The organism is Microbispora sp. H10670 (genome assembly GCF_014161385.1).
Classification (GTDB): Bacteria; Actinomycetota; Actinomycetes; order Streptosporangiales; family Streptosporangiaceae; genus Microbispora; species Microbispora triticiradicis.
Window position 1 is genome coordinate 25,043 of sequence record NZ_JABBWW010000016.1, and the last position, 16,784, is coordinate 41,826.

Genomic DNA, 16,784 nt, shown 5'->3' on the forward strand with positions numbered 1-16,784 from the left:
CGTCCGGTGGTCGGCGGACGCGTGTCAAGAGTCGCCCGGGGCCGGGGGAGGGGCTGAGGGGGAAGTACGCCCACGGCCGCCGGCCTGGCGGAACGCGGCGAACCTCGCAGCCGAGTCAGGCCCCTCGCGCGCGGGCTTGGCCGGCGACGCCTGCCGCGCCCTGGTCGCCTCGGCCAGCGTCTGTCCCCGGCGCCGTCTGGGCAGCAGGTCTTCGGACGCGTCGGCCGGCCCCTCCTGCGCGGGTACGGCCGGTGCCTGCACGGCGGCCTGTACGGCGGCCCGCACGGGGTGACGGACCGACGCCTCGGCGTCGGGCGGCACGGTGGCCGGCAGGGGCTGCGTGATCAGCAGGCGCGGGATCAGCATCACGACCCCCATGCCACCGCGGGCGGACGACCGGAAGCTGACCGTCAGGCCGTACTTGTCGACCAGGCGTCCCACGACCGCCAGGCCCAGCCGGGTACCGGACAGCGTCCGCAGGTCGAGCGGCTCGGACACGAGCCTGGTGGCGTGCTGCCGCTCGCGCGGGCGCATCCCCAGGCCACTGTCCTCGATCGTGATCACGACGCCGGCGTCCTCCTCGTCCACGTACACGTGGACCTCGGTGCCGTGCGCCGAGAACGTGGCGGCGTTGTCCATCAGCTCGGCCAGCGCGTGCATCACGCCCTCGGCCGCGTACCCCGCGACGGCGACGGTGCTGGTGGAGTGCAGCCGGATGCGCCGGTAGGCGCTGATGCGGCCCATCGCGCCGCGCAGGACGCTCTCCATGACGATCGGCCGGGTCCATCGCCGCCCGGAACGGCCGCCGCTCAGCAGCGCGATGTTGTCCGCCAGCCGGCTCATCTGGGAGACGCGGTGGTCCAGGTCCAGCAGGTCGGCGAACACCTCCTCATGCTCGCCGTACTGCTCCTCCAGTTCGCGCAGCCGGGCGAGCAGGCTGGTGGCCTGTGCCTGCACCCGGGCCGCGGCCCCGGCGCACGCCGCCATCACGGCGGTGCCCCTGCGCTCGCTCTCGGAGAGCTGCCGCGCGGTCTCGCGCAGCAGGTCGCGTAGCGGGTCCAGCCCCGGCTGGCGTATCTCGGCCAGTGCGGCGCTCACCGACATCCGGTCCGTCTGGATCCGCCGGAACAGCTCCGGCAGCGTGTCGTCGATCAGCCGGGAGATCTCGCTCTCGGTCGCATCGCGGGACACCTGGGCGGCGGCGCGCTCGCGTCCGAGCAGTTCGAGCTCGTGCCCGGCCGCTTCGAGCAGGAGCCGCAGCGGGCCGTCCTGGGGCTGCGGTATCCGGGAGAGCGCTTCGGCGACCGAGGCGCCGTCCCGCACCTGACGTCCCAGCGCGGGCAGCGACTCCTCGGCCGTCCGCAGCGTCTCCCGCTCCAGCCAGGCGAACCGCGCGCCGGCCCACTCGGCCCGCTCACGCAGCCGGCGACCGGTGCCGGCGTAGTGGACGGCGGCCGCGACGGCGCCGGACAGGAGTACGGCCGAGACCCCGCCGACGAGCGCCATAAGCTCTCTGGCCTCATAAGGGGCGATGGACATCGCCCACAACCACGCGCAGGCCGTAATGATCACGGTGCCGAGAAAGGCGAGGACCACCAGTTCCTTTGGTGAAAACCTTCTCCGCGCCCGGTGGGGTACATCTACTGACATCGGCGTCCTCGGGGTGGCGGCAGAGCATGACAAGGCCGCGTCGAACCTGCTGTTCTCCCTGTAAGGCGGGACGGCCATGCGGTGCCGTTTCACAGCAGGGCGGTGAACAGGCACATACCGTAGCACCACGTCACGACCAAGAACAGACAGTCACTCTGGAACCATGTGTTTCAGTTCTAATCAACCACGAGTCAACTTATCTATTGACTAATACTCACTTTTTGGACATTTGTGGATTTATGGTGATGATCTTCCGCGAGGGTCCGGGGGGTGCCGTCCTACCGCGCCGCGCTGTCGATGTCATCTGGCGAACTGCTCAGCCTGGGGCCGCGGGGTGGGCGAGCGGCAGGCGTACGACCAGTGCGCCGCCGCCGCCGGCCGCCTCCTCGGCGTGTACGCTGCCGCCGTACATCTCGGCGATGTTCCGGACGATCGCCAAGCCGAGGCCGGTGCCGCCGCGGTCGCGGGACCGGGCGTCGTCGAGCCGCGTGAAGCGGCCGAAGACGCGCTCGCGCTCGTGCGCGGGGATCCCCGGCCCGTCGTCGCTGATCACCAGTTCGCCCAGGTCTCCGGCGCGCCGAATCTCCACCCGCACCAGGAAGCGCGCGTGACGCTGGGCGTTGTCGAGCAGTTCCGCGAGCAGGCGGCCGAGCCTCGCGGGCACCGAGGAGACGATCAGCCCGGGCTCCGACTCCACCTTGACCTCGTGCCTGCCGACGCACCGGGGTACCTGGGCCCGGGCGACCTCCGCCAGGTCCACAGGCACCGGCTCGACCAGTCGCGCGGCCTCCTGGAGCTCGCAGAGCAGATGGAGGTCCTCGATTATCGCCTGCAGCCGGTTCACGTCGCTCAGGGCACGTTCGAGCAAGCTGTCCAGGTCGATCTCTGCGCGGTTGAGCCGGGCCTCCTCAAGCTGGGCCCGCAGTCCGGCCACAGGAGTGCGCAGCTCATGGGCGGCGTCCGCCTCGTACCGGCGCTGCACGTTGATCGCAGCCTCCAGCTTGCCACGCATGACGCCAAGGGACCGTTCCAGGCCGCGTTCGAGGCCATCGAGCTCGCTGACGCAATCTTGCAGTTGGGCACGCAACTCCACGTCCACCGCCTCCCGTAAGGGGACGTATCCCCCTTCTCATCCCGTTAAGACTTATATAGGAATTTATCTAAGGACTTGTCTGGTCCCACGAGATGATTGGCGGTTCTGTCCCACCACATGCTTGACGGCACCCATGGAAACATGACCGGCCTCGCGTGGCCGGGACGGCGGCTTCATCCCCGGTGACGATCACGAGGAGCGGCTTCGCGCGCCGGCCTACCCGGAGCGCAGGACAGTCACCGTCCCCGAAGCGCGTGCCCGCGTGAACGCCTTCCTCGCCCTGGCCGAATACGGGCGGGCCAGGGCCGCCGCCCGCGGGACGCGAACCACCTGACGCGAACCGGACCGCTGCCGCTCCGCCGGTTCCAGTACAGCGGTCGGGGAGCGCGGGCCGTGACTCTGTCGCGCGCACGGCCGCCCACGCATTGGATCTTGTCGTCGGCAGGCGGGGATGGAATCGTGTGGGGCATGAACGAGAGAATCGAGTTCGTCTCCGGCCGGTGAGCCTGGCACCCGAGCGCAGGGCGCTCGACCACCGGCTTTCCCTGTTCGATCACGCGTCCCGCCTGCACGCGCTGACTCCTGACGCGCCCCTTCCCGGCGGCGGGCGTCCGTATCCCGACGACACCGACCACCGGGATCCCCGGCCCGGCGGTGACTTCTTCTCCGTCGAGCAGGCCAGAGCCGCGCTGGCCGCGGTGCTCCGCGCCCACTTCGGCGGCCCCGGTCGCTCCTTCGACGAGCTGCACGAGGACCTCCGAGCCCTGGACGTCCCCGCGTGGGCGATCAGGCCCGACGTCCTGGACGACCTGCCCTGGCTCGCCACCGAGCCCGCCCGCGAGACGGGCGTCTGGCTGGCCCGGCACGCGAGGGACCGCCGTCCCGCGCTGACCGGTTTGTGCCTGCTGGCGGGCAGGGCAGGCCCGGAGGACGTCCCCCTGGTCCGTACGCTCGGCCTGCTGCGCTGTCTCGGGCCCGTGGCCGTGGCCGTACTGGAGTCGATCCCCGGTTCGGCCGGGGCGCTGGTGTGGCTGGCGGAGCGGTCGGCACTGCTCACCCTCAGCCGTGCCATCGAGGCGATGTGCCGGGCGGAGGATCCCGTCGCCGTCGCCTGGCTGCTCCGGCACGCCACGGACCAGGATCCCACGGCCGGTGGCCACGCGCTGCGGGTGGCCCAGGCCGTACGCCTCGCGGACGTCCTCGAAGACGACGAGACCGTCGGGCGATCGCCGCCCTGCCGGTCGTGCCACGATTCCCCTCGTGGCCTGCGGGGGACGGGGGAGACCGGCTGGCGGTGCATGTCGTCGTCCCCGATCCGGCGCTGCCGGGCCGCGTGGAGACGAGGCCGCTGGTCAACGGCCGGCCGTACGAGCCGGAGCACCTGCCGGGCGGGCTTGAGGCGACCGAGGAGGGCTGGGAGGTACGGCTGGCCGAGGCGTACTGCACCGAGGGGTGCTGTGGAGCCCTCTATGTCACGATCGTCCGTGACGGTGACACGGTCGTCTGGCGCGGCTGGCGCGACCCCGATTCGCCGGCGGTCGAGCTGGAGCCGTTCCGCTTCGCCGCCGGCTCCTACGACGAGGTCGTCGCCCGGGCCGTGGACGATGACGGCTGGGAGTGGCCCGCCCGTACGGTCGCCCGTGAGGTGCGTCGCTCGCTGCGCGAGGATCCCGGCCTCCTGGCGGCGTGGGAGTGCGAAGCGGGCGGAACGTACGCGGAGGCCGACCGGCGGGACGAGATCCAGGTCGTCTTCTGGCATCCGCGTGAGCCGTCGGCCGACGGGGAGGATCAGCCGGACGACGAGCCGTGGGTGCTGTTTCAGTGGACCGTCCTCATCGACGATACGGACGCGGGCGACCAGGCGGCGCGTCTGGTGGACTGGCTGCGCGGCAACGACCCCAGGCCGCACGCCAGGACCGTCGGCGGCGGCCCGGAGTTCGCCGAGAGGCTCGGTCTCCCCTGGCCGGACTGGGACGACGACTACGAGGAGTGATCGCCGTCCGAACGCCGTGCGTCAGGAAGACCGATGAGCGTGCCGGTTACCCGGCGGTGCAGCTGATCGGGGACGGGACCCGGTTGGCGCCGGACCAGCTCGCGTTGAAGCCGGCCGTCGTCGAGGCGTTCGGTGCCAGCGTGCCGTTGTACGTCTCGTTGGCGACCGTCACCGCGGCGCCCGACTGGGTGAAGCGGCCACTCCAGGACTGCGTGACGCGCTGGCCGTCGGGGAAGGCGAAGGTGACGGTCCACGACGTGATGGCCGCCGTCCCCGAGTTGCGCACCGCGAGCTCGCCCTGGAACCCGCCCTGCCACTGGTTCACGATCCGGTACGTCGCGGAGCACGCGCGCGGGCCGGCCGACGGGCTCGCGGACGGGCTGACGGACGGGCTGACCGACGGGCTCGGCGACGCGGAGGGGCTGCGCGACGGCGAGGCCGAAGGGCTGGGAGAGGGGCTGGGCGACGAGCCGCCGGCGGGCGGGACGCGGAGGATCCGGTCGTCGTTCGCGGCGGGGGTCCCCCTGCCGTCGCGGTTGCTCGTGCCGACCCAGAGCCACCCGTCCGGCCCGACGGCGACGGCGCGCAGCCGTCCGTACGTGCCCTGGAACTCGACCACCGGGTTGCCGGTCCTGCTGCCGCCGCTGACCGGCACCGTCCACAGCCGCTTCCCGGCCAGGGCCCCGGCGAAGAGCGTGCCGTTGGCGTACGCCAGGCCGCTGGGCGACGCCTCGGACGTGCTCCAGGTGACGATGGGGTTGCGGAAGCGCGAGTCGGTGCAGACGCCCTCGCAGGTGGGCCAGCCGTAGTTGCCGCCGGGGACGATGTAGTTGAGCTCGTCCCAGGTGTTCTGGCCGAACTCGCTGGCGTACAGCCGTCCGCCCTCGTCCCAGGCGAGCCCCTGGACGTTGCGGTGGCCGTAGCTGTACACGCGCGAGCCGTACGGGTTGTCCGGCGGCACGCTGCCGTCGGGCCGCATCCGCAGGATCTTGCCGCCAAGGCTGTTCAGGTTCTGCGCGTTGGCGGAGGTGCCGGCGTCGCCCGTGGAGAGGTACAGCATGCCGTCGGGGCCGAACGCGATCCGCCCGCCGTCGTGGAACTGGGCCTTCGGCACGCCGGAGAGGAGCACCTGCTGCGTCTGCGGGGCGTTCAGCCTGAACCTGACCAGCCGGTTGTCGGACGCGGCGGTGAAGTAGGCGTAGACCCACTGGTCCTCGGCGTAGGTGGGGGAGACCGCGATGCCGAGCAGGCCCGCCTCTCCGCCGGGCGACACGTTCGGGACGGTCGCCACCCGTACGGGCGACGAACCGGGGCGCACCTGCATGATGTTCGCCGTGTCGCGTTCGGAGACGAGGGCGCTGCCGTCCGGGAGGAAGGTCAGTCCCCACGGCGTCTGCAGGCCGGTGGCGGCGACCTGGGCCCGCGTGAAGTCGAACCCGCCGGTCGCGGCCACCGCCGCCGTGGGGCGGGCCGTGACGAACGCGGCGCCGGCGGCCAGCGCGGCGACGGCGGTCGCGAGCGCCACGGTGGGACGTGCCCTGAGACACGCGCTGAGACGCTCGGTGAGACGCTTGGACATCGATGCTCCCGGGACGGCGGGCCGCCGTGCGGCTCGTGAACCCCGCGGCTGCCTCCGATCGCGTGCAGCCGCCTGCCACTGCGGGACCATGGAATCCACACCGTCGCGCCCGGATCAACCGCGAGGCGGATGTCTTTCGGTATCGCCCCCTCTGATCAGCGCCTACGACGGGCGCCCGCATGCGGGGCGCCCCGGGGTGCGGGAAACTTTCATGGCGGCACAAGGCTCCGGCAAGTCCCTCACAAGTCACTCAACGTACAAATGCGACGTGAACGACTACGAAATCCGGCGGCCGGCGGTCGCCGACGCGGCGACCGTGCACGAACTGGTCGCCGAGCACGACATCGAGGTGACCGGCAGGCCCGACTGGACGCTCGATGACATCGCCGACACCCTGAAGGAGCTCGACCTGGACCACGACAGCTGGCTGGTCCGCTCGGACGGGCGGCTCCTCGGCTGGGGCTACGCCAGGCGCAACGGCGCCAGCGAGAACGTCGACATCGACGTGCAGGCCCGGGAGCCCGGCGCGGCCGCCCTCCTGTGGGACCTGGCGCTCGGCCGGGCCGCCGATCTCGCCCGCGAGGCGGGGCACGACCACGCGGTGGTGGACATCAGCCTCTACGAGCAGGACAAGGCCATGCGCGAGGCCGCCGAGCGGCGCGGCTTCGCCCCCGCCACCAGCTTCCACCGCATGCGGGCCGACCACTCCGGCGTACGGCCGGTGTTCCTGCCCGGGGTCGGGGTCGAGGCCGGCGCCCCCGGGTGCGAGGCGGTGCTCCGGACGGCCCATCGGGTGCACCAGGAGGGCTTCGCCGAGCACTTCGGGTTCGTGCCGAAGACGTTCGAGGAGTGGACCGCCGAGATGGAGTCGTCCAGCGCGAACGACTGGCGGCAGCTTCTGCTGGCCCGCGTCCACGGGGAGCCGGCGGCGATGCTGCTCGGGACCGACCATTTCGTGTCCGACGAGAACTGCGGATATGTCCGCACGCTCGCGGTGCGGCCCGGTTTCCGCGGTCGCGGCCTCGGGAAGCTGCTGCTCAGCAGAGCCTTCGCCGCCGACGAGCGGAGGGGTCGGGTGGGGACGATCCTGCACGTCGACTCCAACAACGTCACCCCGGCGCTCGGCCTGTACGAGTCGGTCGGCATGCGGCCGGTCCTGGTCATCGACGTCTGGCGGGCCGTCGTCCGTCCCGGCCGGTGAGACGGTCTTTCTCACAACTTCGGCATCGATACAGTGAATCGGGAGAAATCAGGCAGAGGCTAGGAGCGATCGAGTGCTGCACGAGAGGCTCGAGGGCGTTTACGACAACATTCTGCGCCGCAACCCGGGGGAGGCGGAGTTCCACCAGGCCGCGCGCGAGGTCCTGGAGAGCATCGGTCCCGCGCTGGGCAAGCATCCGGAATACGCGGAGCAGAAGATCATCGAGCGCATCTTCGAGCCCGAGCGGCAGATCATCTTCCGCGTGCCCTGGGAGGACGACCGGGGCGAGGTGCACATCAACCGCGGCTTCCGGGTCGAGTTCAACAGCGCGCTCGGGCCGTACAAGGGCGGGCTGCGCTTCCACCCCTCGGTCTACCTCGGCATCGTCAAGTTCCTCGCGGTGGAGCAGATCTTCAAGAACAGCCTGACCGGCCTGCCGATCGGCGCGGGCAAGGGAGGTGCGGACTTCGACCCGAAGGGCCGCTCCGACCGGGAGATCATGCGCTTCTGCCAGAGCTTCATGACCGAGCTGTACCGGCACCTGGGCGAGTACACCGATGTGCCCGCGGGGGACATCGGCGTCGGGCAGCGGGAGGTCGGCTACCTGTTCGGCCAGTACAAGCGCATCACCAACCGGTACGAGTCCGGCGTCATCACCGGCAAGGGGCTGAGTTACGGCGGCGTGCAGGTGCGCACCGAGGCCACCGGCTACGGCTGCGCCTTCTTCGTCGAGGAGATGCTCAAGGCGAAGGGCACGTCGTTCGAGGGCAGGCGCGTGGTCGTCTCGGGCTCGGGCAACGTCGCCGTCCACGCGATCGAGAAGGTGCGCGAGATGGGCGGCGTCGTCGTGGCCTGCTCCGACTCCTCCGGCTACGTGGTGGACGAGAAGGGCCTCGACCTCGATCTCCTCAAGCAGGTCAAGCAGGTCGAGCGGCGCCGTCTCAGCGACTACGCCGAGCGTCGCGGCGCCGATGCGGCGTACGTCGCCGGGCGCAGTGTGTGGGAGGTGCCCTGCGAGGTGGCGCTGCCGTCGGCCACGCAGAACGAGATCACCGGCAAGGACGCCGAGGCGCTGGTGCGGGCCGGGTGCGTCGCGGTCGGCGAGGGCGCCAACATGCCCACCACGCCCGAGGGCATCCGGGTGTTCCAGGAGGCCGGAGTGGCCTTCGGCCCCGGCAAGGCCGCCAACGCGGGCGGCGTGGCCACCAGCGCCCTGGAGATGCAGCAGAACGCCAGCCGCGATTCATGGACGTTCGAGTTCTCCGAGCGGCGGCTCCAGGAGATCATGAGCGACATCCACGCCCGCTGCCTGGAGACGGCCGACGCGTACGGCATGCCGGGCGACTACGTGGCCGGCGCCAACATCGACGGCTTCAGGAGGGTGGCGGACGCGATGCTCGCCCTCGGCCTCATCTGAGCACTCACCGAGTGCTCATCGGTTGACCCGGCGGGTGCGCAGGAGGGGAAGCGCGAACCCGCCCGCAGCCAGCGACACCGCGGCCAGCCACAGCGATGTCACCGTGGCGGCGTGCGTGGACGGGGCGAGGCTGAGGAACAGCGTGCCGAAGACGGCCACGCCGACGACCTGGCCGAGCTGGAGCATCATCGCCAGCAGGCCGCTGGCGTCGGCCGCGTCGGCGGGCGCGACCCGGGCCAGCGCCACCGCCATGAGCGGGCTGAACGTGCCCGCCATGCCGGCCCCGATGGCCATGAAGCTGATCTCCAGCAGCGGCTCGCCGTGGCCGCCGCCGGCCAGCGCCGCCGCCAGGGCCAGCTCGCCTGCGGCGGTGACGACGGCGGACGCGACGATCACCGGCCGGTGCAGGCTGGCCGGCAGCCGCTTCCAGTTGAGGCTGGTCAGTCCGAAGGCGGCGGCCGCGGGGATGAACAGGCAGCCCGCCCGCAGGGCGCTGTCGCCGAGGTCGCCCTGCAGGTGGAGGGCCATGGCGAACAGCCAGCCGCCGTACGCCGCCATGACGAGGAAGATGCCGGACGCGGCGACGGCCACCCCGGGGGCGCGCAGCAGGCGGCCGGGGACGAGCGGATGCGCCGCACGCCGCTCCACAAGCAGGAACGCGCAGAACGCGAGAACCGACAGGCCCATCGCGACCCACCCCCACAGCGGCCAGTCCTCCTCGTGGCCGAGCACGAGCGGCACGACCAGCAGGCAGACCGCGAGCGACAGGGTGACCAGGCCGGGCACGTCGAGCCCCTGCTCACGCCGCACGTGTGCGGCGGGCAGCGTCCGGGCGCCGACGGCCAGCAGCGCGAGCCCGATCGGCACGTTGACCAGGAAGACCGGCCGCCAGGCCGTGCCGAACAGGTCGGCGGTCACCAGCAGCCCACCGAGCACCTGGCCGACGACCGCGCCGACCGAGATGACCGTGGCGTAGACGCCGAGCGCCCGCCCCCGTGCGGCGCCGTCGAAGGTGATCTGGATCAGGCTGAGCACCTGGGGCACCATCAGGGCGGCTCCCGCGCCCTGCACCAGCCGGAAGGCGATCAGCACGCCGGTCGACGGGGCGAGCCCGCACATCAGCGACGCGGCCGTGAACACCGCGAGCCCGGTGAGGAACAGCCGCCGGTAGCCGAGCAGCTCGCCGAGGCGTGCCCCGGTGATCAGCAGCATCGCGTACGCCACGGTGTAGCCGGAGATGACGAGTTGCAGTCCGGAGCCGGTGGCCCCGAGGTCGGCGCGCATCGTGGGCGCGGCGACGTTGACGATGGTGGCGTCGAGGACGGCCATGAACTGCCCCGCCAGGATGACGGTGAGCAGCAGACTCGGCGAGGTTCGCCGCGCGGCCGGCGCGCGGGTGGTGACAGTGGTCATGGCGGCAACGATGCGGCCGTCGCGATACCGGTAACGAGAGCCTGCCGATACTGGTACTGACACCACCTGGCAACGCGGTCGCGCACTCGCCAAGATGGGGAGGTGACGACGGGGATTCGCACCAGGAACACCAGGCGTGAGGAGCTCGGGGCCTTCCTGCGCAGCAGGCGCGAGCGGATCCGGCCCGAGGACGTCGGCTTGCCGCCCGGCCTGCGCCGCCGTACACCGGGCCTGCGGCGGGAGGAGGTCGCCCAGCTCGCGGGTGTGGGCGTGACCTGGTACACCTGGCTGGAGCAGGGCCGCCCCATAAACGCGTCGGTGCAGGTGCTCGACGCCATCGCCCGTACGCTGCGGCTGGACGCGGCCGAGCGGGAGCACCTCTACCGGCTGGCGGACCTGCCGGAGATCGCCGATCCGGCGGGCGACGGGGAGGGCCTCGACGCCGAGGTGCACACGATCCTGCGCCGGCTCGACCCGCTGCCCGCGTGCGTCTACAGCGGGCGTTACGACCTGCTCGCCTGGAACGCCGCCTACGGCACGATCTTCGCGTCCGTGGTCGATCGGCCACGGCTCGAGCGTAACGTCCTGTGGCGGGTGTTCACCATGCCGGACTGCTGCTGCCCGCTCGTGAACAAGGACGAGGAACTCCCGCAGATGGTCGCGACGTTGCGGGCGGCCTTCGGCAGGCATGTGGGAGAGCCGGCTTGGACGGGCTTCGTCACCCGGCTGTCGGCGGCCAGCCCGGAGTTCGCCCGAATGTGGGCGATGCATGAGGTGGCCAGACCGGGCGTCCGGATGAAGCTGTTCAAGCACTCGTCGGTGGGCCTGATCCGCCTGACGTCCACCAGCATGGCGCTGGCCGCGCCGCCGGAGACCCGCATCGTGGTCTACACGCCCATGGACGACGAGAGCAGGCAGCGGATCGAGTGGCTGGCGGCCCATCCGGAGGTCGCCCACTGCCCGCTGCATGGGGAGCCCGTCCGCGGGTAAAGCCGCAGTCATGGCCTGTCGTATCAGTGAGCTCGTCGTCGACTGTCACGACCCCGAGCGGCTCGCCGCGTTCTGGTGCGAGGTGCTCGGCTTCGAGGTCCTCCAGCGCACGGACGGGTGGATCGAGATCGGCCCGCCGGGCGTGGGCTTCGGCGGCCTCCAGCCGACGCTCGTCTTCGCGCCCGTGCCGGAGTGCAAGCGCGGCAAGCTGCGCCTGCACATCGACGTCAACCCCACCGACCGCGACCAGGAGGACGAGCTGGACCGCCTGCTGAAGCTCGGCGCCGTGCGGGCCGACGTGGGCCAGACAGGCGAGGAGCAGTGGCATGTGCTCGCCGACCCTGAAGGCAACGAGTTCTGCCTGCTGCGCCGCCGCCTGTGACCTTCCGGCGGGCCGATGCGGTAGCGTCCGGAGCGTGGCGAGGATCTTCACGCTGGACGAGGCCGGGTCGCTGATGCCGGAGGTGCTGGAGCACGCCCGCGCGTTCGTCGCCGTCCGCGCCGACCTCGCGGAGCTCACCCACGACCTGCGGCAGGCCGGGACCTCCGCTCTGGGCGGCCTCGCCGAGGCCAAGGGCCTGGAGGCGCGGATGGACGAGATCCTGAGCTGGTTCGACGCCGAGGAGATCGAGATCAAGGGCGTCGCCCCGCTGCTCGTCGACTTCCCCGCCGTGCTCGGCGGCGTGTCCGTACGGCTGTGCTGGCTGGAGGGGGAGACCGCCCTCGGCTGGTACCACCGCAGCGACCTCGGCTTCCCCGGCCGCCGCCCGCTGCCCTGACCCCAGGGGTGAGGCGGGCCGGGGAGGGCCGGAAAGGCTCAGTCCGACAGGTCGTCGAAGCCGTCGAAGCCGCCGAAGGCGGCGCCGTACCGGACGCAGACCATGCGGGCCACCGACTCGTGGGCGCCGAGAGGCTCGGCGCAGCCGGCGCCGATGGCCTCGGCCGCCGTCGTGATCCGCTCGCTGTCGGCCTCGGGGCCGATGACGTACGGCACCATGGCGAGGCGGTTGGCCCCGATCTTGCGCAGCCGCTCGGCGGCGTCGCGCACGGTCGGCACGCCGTCCAGCGCGGCGGGGACGACGGGAAGCGTCAGGCGGGCGGCCAGCAGGACGGCCGTCGCGTCGGCCCCGCGCGCGGCCTCGTCGCCCCCGGCGGTCGCGACGATGATGCCGTCGACGGGCGAGGAGACGTTGAACAGCCGCATGCGGTCGGCGCGGGCCAGGCCCGCCTCGGACAGCCGTACGTGCAGGGCCTCGGCCAGCAGCGGATGCGGGCCGAGCGGCTCGGTGATCCGCACCGCGGCCCCGCTCTGCGTCACGGCGTCCCGCACGGCGCGCCGGACGCGGGGATGGGGTCCGGTGACGAGCGGCACCACCACCGCCGCCGGTCCGCCGGCCGGCCGCTTGGCCGCGATGTCGGAGAACTCCTTGACGAGATCGGTGCCGCCGTCGGCCAGTGAGACGATGCGAAGGTCGAGTTGCGGATTGTCGATCCGGACGATGGAGGCGACCTCGGCGGCCACGTCCGCGCCCTGGCCCGCCGGATCTCCGGCCCTGCCCGGCACGGCCAGGACCAGGGCGGGCGCGTCGGCCGGCAGGTCGGCCGGCAGCGGCCGTCGGTGGCGGCCGGTCCCGGGCCGGGAGGATCGCTCCCGGGTGGGGAGCTTGGGCGGGTCCTCGTGACCTTCGTTCACATCGGCGGATTCTAGGGCGAAACCGGTCGAAGAGCAGAACCAACGCGCGGCTTGTTGCGGCTTGGTGATCTAGACGTTTTACGTCTCGGTTACTTGACGCTGCTGGTGGCCGTCGCTTTGATAAGGGCCGTCCACGCCGAAAACGATTACAGCTCCCCGCGCGCTGCCACGCGTGGACGAGTACACGAGAGTCTCCCCAGAGTGAGGTGGCCGTGACCGAGGGTCCCACGATCACCACGATCGCGCAACGCGCCGGCCTGTCGATCGCATCGGTGTCGCGGGTGCTCAACGGGCTGCCCACCCGCGAGGACACGGTGCGCCGGGTCATGCGCGCGGCCGACGAACTCGGCTACGTGCCCAACTCGGTGGCCCGTTCGCTGCGCAACCGCCGCACCCACCAGATCGCCTTCGCGCTGTCCGACATCGGCAACCCCGTCTACGTGGCGATGGTGCGGGAGATCCAGGCCGTGCTGAAGGCGGCCGGATACCGCCTGCTGCTCCACTCGACCGAGGGCGACCCGGAGGACGAGGTGTGCGTGCTGCGCGGGCTGCGGGAGCGCTACGTGGACGGCCTCATCATCAGCCCGCTGCGCGGCGTCGGGGCGGAGCACATCGAGGCCGTCACCACGGCGCGGGTCCCCGTGGTCGTCGTCGGCCCGGTGCCGGAGGGCACGCCGGTGGACAACGTGCGCGGCGACTCGCGGACCGGCGTCCTGCTCGCCATGAACCACCTGCACGGCCTCGGCCGGAGGCGGATCGGCCTGCTCAACGGTCCGCTCGGCACCGCGCCCGGCGCGGCCCGCGCCGCCGCCTACCGGGAGGCGCTGGAACTGCTGGGCCTGCCGTACGACGAGAACCTGGTCGAGGTGGGCGACTTCACGCGCGACCGCGGCGCCCGGGCCGCGCGGGCGCTGCTGGCGCGCGCTCCCGGTCTCGACGCGCTGATGTGCGCCAGCGACCTGATCGCGCTCGGCGCCCTCGACGTGCTGCGGGAGCAGGGCAGGGACGTCCCCCGTGACGTCGCCGTGGTCGGCATGGACGACACCGACCTCGCCTCGGTCGCGTGGCCGTCGCTGACCAGCGTCTCGCTCGGCTGGGCCGAGCGCGGCAGGGCCGCCGCGAGGCTGCTGCTCGACCGTCTGCGGGACGGCTCGCTGCCGCCGCGCGTGGTGACCGTGGAGCCGGGCCTGATGGTCCGGTGCTCGACCGGCGGCGGGCCGGCGACCGCGTTCGCCACCCGTGCCCGCGCCCGTGTCCGTGCGCTCGCGCTCGCCGGGGGAGACCGGCCGTGATCTCGGTGTTCGGCAGCGCCAACATGGACCTTGTGGCGTACGTGGCGCAGGCCCCCAAGCCAGGGGAGACCATCACGGGCCGGGCCTTCCGCACGATCCCCGGAGGCAAGGGGGCCAACCAGGCGATCGCCGCCGCGCGGGCGGGTGGACGGGTCGCGTTCCTCGGGGCGGTGGGCGACGACGCGTTCGGGCCGGGGCTGCGCGCGGCGCTCGCCGGGGCGGGCGTCGACACGCGCGGGGTGCGGACCGTCCCCGGCCCCTCCGGTGTCGCCCACATCGTCGTGCAGGACGGCGGCGACAACTCGATCATCGTCGTGCCGGGGGCGAACGGCGCCCTCACCGGTCCCTCGGCGGAGGACGCGGAGACGATCGGGCGGTCCCGCGCCCTGCTCCTGCAACTGGAACTGCCGATGGAGGCCGTGGTCGCCGCCGCGTGCCTGGCGGGCGCCGTGACGGGCGCCGTGACGGGCACGGAGGTGATCCTCACCCCCGCCCCGGCCGTGCCGCTGCCCGCCGAGCTGCTGGACGCGGTCGGCGTCATCGTGCCGAACGAGCACGAGGCGGCGGTCCTCACCGGGCGGGACGACCCGCGCGACGCGCTGGAGGCGCTGCTCGACCTGGTTCCCGAGGTGGTCGTGACGCTCGGCGCCCGGGGCGCGATGTACGGCTCCCGCGACGGCGTCCGCCTCCACGAGCCCGCCGTACCGGTGCGGGCGGTGGACACCACGGCGGCGGGGGACACCTTCGCCGGCGCGCTCGCGGTGGCCAGGACCGAGGGGCTCGGCCCCGAGGGGGCGCTGCGCTTCGCCTCGGCGGCGGCGGCGCTGTCGGTCCGGCGCGAGGGCGCGAGCACCTCGATGCCGCATCGGCCCGAGATCGACCGGCTCGTGCGGGACCGAACGTAAAATCTCCGAATACGGAGCGTGATTGATGGGTAGCTCTGCGTTGTCATGCGTCAGTGCTTCGCAGAGAAGAGGTATCCGTTGATCAGATCGTTGGAGCGCGCCGGGATCGCGGCGCTCGTGACCGCCGCCCTGTTCGCGGCCCCGCTGGTTCTCGCGGCGCCCGCCGCCCACGCCGCCGCCGGACGACCGGCCGGGGACGACGTGTACCGCACCTGGTTCACCAGCCACTCGCGGTGCGTGGCAGAGGGCCAGGGCGGGATCGACCGCGGCCACTGGGAGCACTACACCTGCTCCGAGGGCGACTGGTTCTGGCATCTGTGGACCAACCGCTGAGCTGAGACGCGACCCGGCCCCGGCGCCCATCCGCCGGGGCCGGATCACCAGAGCGGAGATCACAGGGGAGGATGAGGGGCGACCGGCCGACTGATTCGTTAGGAGTGCGCATGCAGGTCCACGACCTGTCCGGTGGCGGAGACGTCCTCGCCCGCGTCGAGGGGGTCGCCCGCCGTGCCCTGGAGCGGTACGGGCTGTCCCCGGACGCCGTCGTGACGTTGCTGAACGTGTCGGAGAACGCGACCTTCACCGTGGACGACGGGGAGACGCGGGCGATCCTCCGGGTCCACCGGCTCGGCTACCAGTCCCCGGCCGCCATCGCCAGCGAGCTCGCCTGGCTGGAGGCGCTGCGCGAGGAGGCGGGCGTCGTCACGCCGCGAGTGCTGCCGGCCCGCGACGGGTCCCGCGTCGTCACGGTCGAGGATCCGGGCGCCGAGCCCCGCCGCTGCGTGATGTTCGAGTTCCTGCCCGGCGCAGAACCGGCCGAGGACCGGCTGGTGGAGGAGTTCGAGCGGCTGGGCGCACTGACCGCCCGCATGCACCGGCACGCGCGCGGCTGGGCGAGGCCGGCCTCCTTCACCCGCTTCCACTGGGACCTCGACGCCGCTTTCGGGCCCTCGCCCCGCTGGGGCAGGTGGCAGGACGGTGTGGGGGTGGACCGGGAGGCGCACGCCGTGCTCGCCCGCCTCGAGGCCGAGCTGCGCCGCAGGCTGGATCGGTACGGCAGGGGCCCGGACCGGTACGGGCTCATCCACGCCGACCTCCGCCTGGCCAACCTGCTGGTGGACGGCGAGGCGGAGGCGAGCGTGATCGACTTCGATGACTGCGGCCTCGGCTGGTACCTCTACGACCTCGCCGCCGCCGTCAGCTTCATCGAGCACCGGCCCGAGGTGCCGCACATGGCGGAGTCGTGGGTGCGCGGCTACCGCACCGTGCTCGACCTCCCGAAGGAGGACGAGGCCGAGATCTGGACGTTCATCATGTTCCGCCGTCTCCTGCTCGTCGCCTGGATCGGCTCCCACCAGGCCGCCGAGGTGGCCGCCCGGCTCGGCGCCGGCTACACGCGCGACAGCTGCGAGCTGGCCGAGCGCTATCTGGACCGCTCACTGGGCGGCTGACTCCGCGATCACGCCGAGGAAAGTATTCGAAAAGGAACCGGTCAGTTCGGGCGAATCCGGGATCAGAAGGACATTGCGCCGGGTACGGGGAGCGTCGTTCACACATC

The 16,784-nt window shown here is 72.3% G+C and carries 16 protein-coding genes; 11 read left to right on the forward strand and 5 right to left on the reverse strand.

Annotated features, from left to right (window positions below):
- Nucleotides 1-24 precede the first annotated feature (24 nt).
- On the reverse strand, nt 25-1,539 hold the full coding sequence (locus HHX33_RS21850) for a sensor histidine kinase (protein ID WP_259402732.1): 1,515 nt from the start codon (nt 1,537-1,539) through the stop codon (nt 25-27).
- Here HHX33_RS21850 and HHX33_RS36310 point away from each other — a divergent pair.
- Entirely contained in the window at nt 1,532-1,714 is a 183-nt protein-coding gene (locus tag HHX33_RS36310) for a hypothetical protein (RefSeq protein ID WP_182876253.1), read from the forward strand. The genes HHX33_RS21850 and HHX33_RS36310 overlap by 8 nt on opposite strands.
- Nucleotides 1,715-1,966: 252 nt before the next feature.
- Here HHX33_RS36310 and HHX33_RS21860 read toward each other — a convergent pair whose 3' ends face one another.
- Nucleotides 1,967-2,662, reverse strand: coding sequence for a sensor histidine kinase (locus HHX33_RS21860; protein ID WP_182876254.1), 696 nt, complete (start codon nt 2,660-2,662; stop codon nt 1,967-1,969).
- Between the two features lie 1,375 nt (nt 2,663-4,037).
- On the opposite strand from HHX33_RS21860, the gene HHX33_RS21865 reads away from it, so the two are divergent.
- Complete coding sequence (locus HHX33_RS21865) at nt 4,038-4,736, forward strand: hypothetical protein (protein ID WP_182876255.1); 699 nt, start codon at nt 4,038-4,040, stop codon at nt 4,734-4,736.
- A 46-nt stretch (nt 4,737-4,782) separates the two neighbouring features.
- On the opposite strand, the gene HHX33_RS21870 is transcribed toward HHX33_RS21865, so the two are convergent.
- Nucleotides 4,783-6,315, reverse strand: coding sequence for a PQQ-dependent sugar dehydrogenase (locus tag HHX33_RS21870; RefSeq protein WP_182876256.1), 1,533 nt, complete (start codon nt 6,313-6,315; stop codon nt 4,783-4,785).
- Between the two features lie 268 nt (nt 6,316-6,583).
- Between HHX33_RS21870 and HHX33_RS21875 the strand changes: the two genes are divergently transcribed.
- Complete coding sequence (locus HHX33_RS21875) at nt 6,584-7,516, forward strand: GNAT family N-acetyltransferase (RefSeq protein ID WP_310741474.1); 933 nt, start codon at nt 6,584-6,586, stop codon at nt 7,514-7,516.
- Nucleotides 7,517-7,589: 73 nt separating this feature from the next.
- Nucleotides 7,590-8,933 (forward strand): NADP-specific glutamate dehydrogenase, encoded by a 1,344-nt coding sequence (gdhA, locus tag HHX33_RS21880; protein WP_182876258.1) that lies wholly within the window; start codon nt 7,590-7,592, stop codon nt 8,931-8,933.
- 15 nt (nt 8,934-8,948) lie between these two features.
- Here gdhA and HHX33_RS21885 read toward each other — a convergent pair whose 3' ends face one another.
- On the reverse strand, nt 8,949-10,346 hold the full coding sequence (locus HHX33_RS21885) for an MFS transporter (protein ID WP_182876259.1): 1,398 nt from the start codon (nt 10,344-10,346) through the stop codon (nt 8,949-8,951).
- 102 nt (nt 10,347-10,448) lie between these two features.
- On the opposite strand from HHX33_RS21885, the gene HHX33_RS21890 reads away from it, so the two are divergent.
- From HHX33_RS21890 to HHX33_RS21900, 3 genes are read left to right on the forward strand one after another with little or no spacing between them, the layout of a single operon-like run.
- Nucleotides 10,449-11,336, forward strand: coding sequence for a helix-turn-helix transcriptional regulator (locus HHX33_RS21890; RefSeq protein WP_182876260.1), 888 nt, complete (start codon nt 10,449-10,451; stop codon nt 11,334-11,336).
- Nucleotides 11,337-11,346: 10 nt separating this feature from the next.
- Nucleotides 11,347-11,718 carry a VOC family protein gene (locus HHX33_RS21895; RefSeq protein ID WP_182876261.1) on the forward strand — a complete coding sequence of 124 codons (372 nt, stop codon included), beginning with the start codon at nt 11,347-11,349 and terminating at the stop codon, nt 11,716-11,718.
- 34 nt (nt 11,719-11,752) lie between these two features.
- Nucleotides 11,753-12,115, forward strand: a complete 363-nt coding sequence (locus HHX33_RS21900) for a DUF2203 domain-containing protein (protein WP_244301765.1) — start codon at nt 11,753-11,755, stop codon at nt 12,113-12,115.
- A gap of 38 nt (nt 12,116-12,153) precedes the next feature.
- Here HHX33_RS21900 and HHX33_RS21905 read toward each other — a convergent pair whose 3' ends face one another.
- The gene (locus HHX33_RS21905) at nt 12,154-13,029 is read right to left on the reverse strand and encodes a sirohydrochlorin chelatase (RefSeq protein ID WP_167521409.1); all 876 of its coding nucleotides are present in this window, start codon (nt 13,027-13,029) and stop codon (nt 12,154-12,156) included.
- A gap of 212 nt (nt 13,030-13,241) precedes the next feature.
- Between HHX33_RS21905 and HHX33_RS21910 the strand changes: the two genes are divergently transcribed.
- The 4 genes from HHX33_RS21910 to HHX33_RS21925 all read left to right on the forward strand — a co-directional run bounded on the left by HHX33_RS21910 (nt 13,242) and on the right by HHX33_RS21925 (nt 16,677).
- The gene (locus HHX33_RS21910; RefSeq protein WP_111700681.1) at nt 13,242-14,321 is read left to right on the forward strand and encodes a LacI family DNA-binding transcriptional regulator; all 1,080 of its coding nucleotides are present in this window, start codon (nt 13,242-13,244) and stop codon (nt 14,319-14,321) included.
- Nucleotides 14,318-15,226, forward strand: coding sequence for a ribokinase (locus tag HHX33_RS21915; protein WP_182876263.1), 909 nt, complete (start codon nt 14,318-14,320; stop codon nt 15,224-15,226). The genes HHX33_RS21910 and HHX33_RS21915 overlap by 4 nt, the downstream gene beginning before the upstream one ends.
- A gap of 78 nt (nt 15,227-15,304) precedes the next feature.
- Nucleotides 15,305-15,559 carry a hypothetical protein gene (locus HHX33_RS21920; RefSeq protein WP_138460125.1) on the forward strand — a complete coding sequence of 85 codons (255 nt, stop codon included), beginning with the start codon at nt 15,305-15,307 and terminating at the stop codon, nt 15,557-15,559.
- Nucleotides 15,560-15,669: 110 nt separating this feature from the next.
- Complete coding sequence (locus HHX33_RS21925) at nt 15,670-16,677, forward strand: phosphotransferase enzyme family protein (protein WP_182876264.1); 1,008 nt, start codon at nt 15,670-15,672, stop codon at nt 16,675-16,677.
- Nucleotides 16,678-16,784 lie beyond the last annotated feature (107 nt).

Bases quoted from the DNA above. Each gene is read 5' to 3' on its own strand.
- HHX33_RS21895 (WP_182876261.1), top strand. From the start codon at position 11,347: ATGGCCTGTCGTATCAGTGAGCTCGTCGTCGACTGTCACGACCCCGAG.
- HHX33_RS36310 (WP_182876253.1), top strand. From the start codon at position 1,532: ATGGACATCGCCCACAACCACGCGCAGGCCGTAATGATCACGGTGCCG.
- HHX33_RS21885 (WP_182876259.1), bottom strand. From the start codon at position 10,346: ATGACCACTGTCACCACCCGCGCGCCGGCCGCGCGGCGAACCTCGCCG.
- HHX33_RS21925 (WP_182876264.1), top strand. From the start codon at position 15,670: ATGCAGGTCCACGACCTGTCCGGTGGCGGAGACGTCCTCGCCCGCGTC.
- HHX33_RS21850 (WP_259402732.1), bottom strand. From the start codon at position 1,539: ATGTCCATCGCCCCTTATGAGGCCAGAGAGCTTATGGCGCTCGTCGGC.
- HHX33_RS21870 (WP_182876256.1), bottom strand. From the start codon at position 6,315: ATGTCCAAGCGTCTCACCGAGCGTCTCAGCGCGTGTCTCAGGGCACGT.
- HHX33_RS21860 (WP_182876254.1), bottom strand. From the start codon at position 2,662: ATGCGTGGCAAGCTGGAGGCTGCGATCAACGTGCAGCGCCGGTACGAG.